This window comes from Streptomyces spiramenti (assembly GCF_012034385.1).
GTDB lineage: Bacteria > Actinomycetota > Actinomycetes > Streptomycetales > Streptomycetaceae > Streptomyces > Streptomyces spiramenti.
The window spans coordinates 1-3,583 of the sequence record NZ_JAAVJB010000358.1; the positions used below are offsets into that span (position 1 = coordinate 1).

Below are 3,583 nucleotides of genomic sequence, written 5' to 3' on the forward strand. Positions count from 1 at the left end.
GCCCCACCCCGGCCCCGGAACGGCCCGCGGAACGGCCCCGTCCACCGTCCTGCGCCGACGCCGCGCGGTGCCGGTGCTCGCGTCCGTCCGTCACGCCGCGGCCACACGCAGCCCGCCCCGCCGCGCGCGTCGCCGTCCGGGCCCGCCGTCCGCCACCCCCGCGCGCCGGTCCCGGCCATCCGCGCGACCCCCGGAAGATCTGGCGAAAACCCGGGTCCACGCGCGAAAATCTTCGTGATATGGCGGCGTGAGGTCGGCCACCTTCCTGGTGCGCGGACGGGTGGCATCACGCAGTCTGGGTAAGGACGACCAGGAAGCAGCTGGTGGACAGGACCGAACGAGTACTACGACGAGCGGACCGGACCGGCCCCGACGACCGGGTCCGGAACACGCAAGGAGACGACATCGTGAGTGCAGCCACAGAGCTGGACAGCCCCGCCCTCATCTGGATGCCCACCCAGGCAGCCGACGACGAGCCCGCGAAACACGCCGCGCCCGAGCTGTGGGACACCGGCGAGCTCGACCTCTCGGCGCTCACCGACCCCGACTCCGGACTCGACGGCTCCAGCTCGCGCTCCGGCGTGGCCGCCCCCCTCACCAGCGAGCCGCCGCTCGCCGACACCACCCCGCTCACCGCCGAGCAGCCCCTCGCGGCCCAGCTCCCCCTCACCGCGGAGCCGACCGGCACCGCCCTCCAGGGCGACTTCCGGGGCGACCAGGAGACCACCGGCGGCGCCGGCGTCACGGGGGTAACGGGCATCGAATGAGGCAGCTCGCGCGGCTCGCCGCGGCACACTCCGTCGCCACCTCCTACCGGCCCTCACCCGATCGATGTGTCGACGTGCCGCGCGAGACCGTCGTGGCCGTCCTCGGCGCCCTCGGAGTGGACGCCACCAGTGACCGCGCCGTCGGCGAGGCCCTGGAACGGCACCGCCACACCACCGCCACGCGACTGCTGCCCCCCACCGTCGTCCTCGGCGACGGACCCACCGCCCACGACTCCCTCCCGCCGCTCCCCGAGGGCACCGTGCTCCGGGTGCGCTGCGAGGACGGCCGTGAGCTGGGCTTCGGACCCGGACTGCCCCTGGGGCGGCACCTGCTGCGCGCCCACACCGCCGACGGCCGCTCCGCCCACGCGCACCTGCTGGTCACCCCCGACCGGTTACCCGCCCCCCGGAGCCGCCGCCACGGCCTGCTGCTGCAGCTCTACTCGGTGCTGTCCGCACGCTCCTGGGGCATGGGCGACCTGAGCGACCTCGCGGAACTCGCCGGCTGGGCCGGCAGCACGATGGGCGCCGGCTTCCTCCAGATCAACCCCCTGCACGCCGCCGTCCCCGCGGCCCAGGGTGCCGCCACCGACCCCTCGCCCTACCGCCCCGCCACCCGCCGCTACTGCGATCCGGTGCACCTGCGCGTCGAGGACGTCCACGAATTCCGCTACCTCGACGGCGCCGCCGCCGACCGCGCCGCCGGTCTCGTGGCCCGCGCCGCCGACCTGCGCGAGGGCGTCCTCTCCCGGGACGAGCACATCGACCGGGACGCGGTCTGGGCCCTGAAACGCGCGGCCCTGGAACTCGTGCACCGCGTCCCCCTCACACCCGGCCGCGCCGCCGCCCACGCCGCCTACCGCGAGAGCCAGGGCGGCGCGCTCACCGACCACGCGCTCTGGTGCGCGCTCACCGAACGGCACGGGCCCGACTGGCGGAGCTGGCCCGCCGGCCTGCGCGACCCCGCCTCCGCCGACACCGCCCGCGCCCGCCACGAGCACCGCGAACGGGTCGAGTTCCACGCCTGGCTGACCTGGCTCACCGACGAACAGCTCGCCACCGCGCAGCGCTCCGCCCGCGCCGCGGGCATGGACATCGGCCTCGTCCACGACTTGGCGCTCGGCGTCCACCCCGACGGTTCCGAGGCGTGGGCGCACCAGGGCGCGCTCGCCACCGGCATGTCGATCGGCGCGCCGCCGGACGCGTTCAACGCCCGGGGCCAGGACTGGGGCCTGCCGCCGTGGCGCCCCGACGCCCTCGCCGTCGCGGGCTACGCGCCCTACCGGGAGCTGCTGGACGGGCTGCTGCGGCACGCCGGCGGGATCCGCATCGACCACGTGCTCAGCCACTTCCGGCTCTGGTGGGTGCCCGAGGGGTCCCCGCCGGCCGAGGGCACCTACGTCAGCTACGACGCCCGCGCCATGCTGGGCACCCTCGCCCTGGCCGCGCACCGCGCCGGGGCGGTGGTGGTCGGGGAGGACCTCGGCACCGTCGAGCCCGGGGTCCGCGAGGAACTGTCCGGCCGCGGTGTCCTCGGCACCTCCGTCCTCTGGTTCGAGCGGGAGTACGACAAGCCAGGGGAACCCGCGCTGCCGCCGTGGCGGTGGCGGGCCGGCGCGCTCGCGGCAGTCTCCACCCACGACCTGCCGCCCGCCGCTGCCCGCCTGGGGGAGTCCGACATCGAACTGCGGCTGCGGCTGGGCCTGGTGGAGGGCGACCCCGAGGAGGCGCGCGCCGCGGCGCGCGCGGAGACGGCGCACTGGCTCGCCACCTTCGGCCGTCACGGACTGCTCCCGCGGGACGCGGGGGAGGAGGACCGCATCACCGCCGCCTACCGCTACCTGGCGCGGACGCCCGCCCGGCTGATCGGACTGTGGCTGCCGGACCTCGTGGGGGACCGCCGCCCGCAGAACGTGCCCGGCACCTGGCGGGAGTACCCCAACTGGCGGCTCCCCGTGGCGGACGCCGAGGGACGCCCGGTGTCGCTGGAACAGCTCGTCGCCTCGCCCCGTCTCGCCGCGCTCACCGCCGCGGTCCGGGCCGAACTCGACGGCCGCGGCTGAACCGCCGCACCGCGCGTCCCCCTCGCCCCTCGCCGCCCCGCCGCTCACACCCCCGTGCGCCGCACCAGCTCCGCACGCGCGCCGCGTCGGCGGGGGCACGCCCCGGGCGTACGCCGGGAGGAGAGGGCGCCGACCGACCGCCGCGCTGCCCGCCACGGGGCGCAAGAGGCCGGGCAGGACGGTCCGGGCGCCGAAGGTCCACCCCGGGCGCGCGCCGTTCATGAGCGCCCGATAGTTTGGGGACGTGGTCAACATGAACAAGAAGCGCACCGTCCGCGCCGGCGCCGTCACCCTCGGCACGCTGATGATGCTGATGGCGACATCCCCGGCCGCCCATGCCCTGGTCCGTGACGACGGCGACGACCCGGGCACCGGGCTGAGCGTCTTCGAGACCCTCGGGTACTTCGTCTTCGCGCCGATCGCGCTGTTCGCGGTGATCGCCGCGCTGGTGATCGTGACGGACAAGTCGCGCAAGCAGGGTTCCTGACCCCGGTCCCCGACCCTGCTCCGTGGCGGACGGGTGCGGCCCCCGGCCGTGCCCGCCGTTTGCGTTCCCGCGCTCGCCGCACCCGGCGCCGGTGATGTCGCCCCGGGGCCCGGTGGCCCCGGCGCCGTCGGCCGGTCCCGGCGGGCGGCGCACCGCGCGGTGTCGCAGCCGTCCGCCGATCCCCCGCCGGTGACCGCGGCGGTCACCCGCTGCTCGGTGCGGCACTCGACCGACGCCAGGGCGCCGTGCGGCAGTGGGGCGCCGGT

At 76.6% G+C, this 3,583-nt stretch carries 3 protein-coding genes; all 3 read left to right on the forward strand.

Annotation, left to right across the window (positions count from 1 at the left end; translation table 11 throughout):
- Positions 1 to 407 precede the first annotated feature (407 nt).
- The 3 genes from HCJ92_RS25225 (at position 408) to HCJ92_RS23115 (ending at position 3,317) form a co-directional block, all read left to right on the forward strand.
- Positions 408 to 767 (forward strand): hypothetical protein, encoded by a 360-nt coding sequence (locus HCJ92_RS25225; RefSeq protein ID WP_338054345.1) that lies wholly within the window; start codon positions 408 to 410, stop codon positions 765 to 767.
- Entirely contained in the window at positions 764 to 2,830 is a 2,067-nt protein-coding gene (malQ, locus tag HCJ92_RS23110) for a 4-alpha-glucanotransferase (RefSeq protein WP_167935553.1), read from the forward strand. The genes HCJ92_RS25225 and malQ overlap by 4 nt, the downstream gene beginning before the upstream one ends.
- A gap of 253 nt (positions 2,831 to 3,083) precedes the next feature.
- Positions 3,084 to 3,317: a hypothetical protein gene (locus HCJ92_RS23115; RefSeq protein ID WP_167935554.1), complete on the forward strand. Its 234-nt coding sequence runs from the start codon at positions 3,084 to 3,086 to the stop codon at positions 3,315 to 3,317.
- The last annotated feature ends 266 nt before the right edge of the window (positions 3,318 to 3,583 follow it).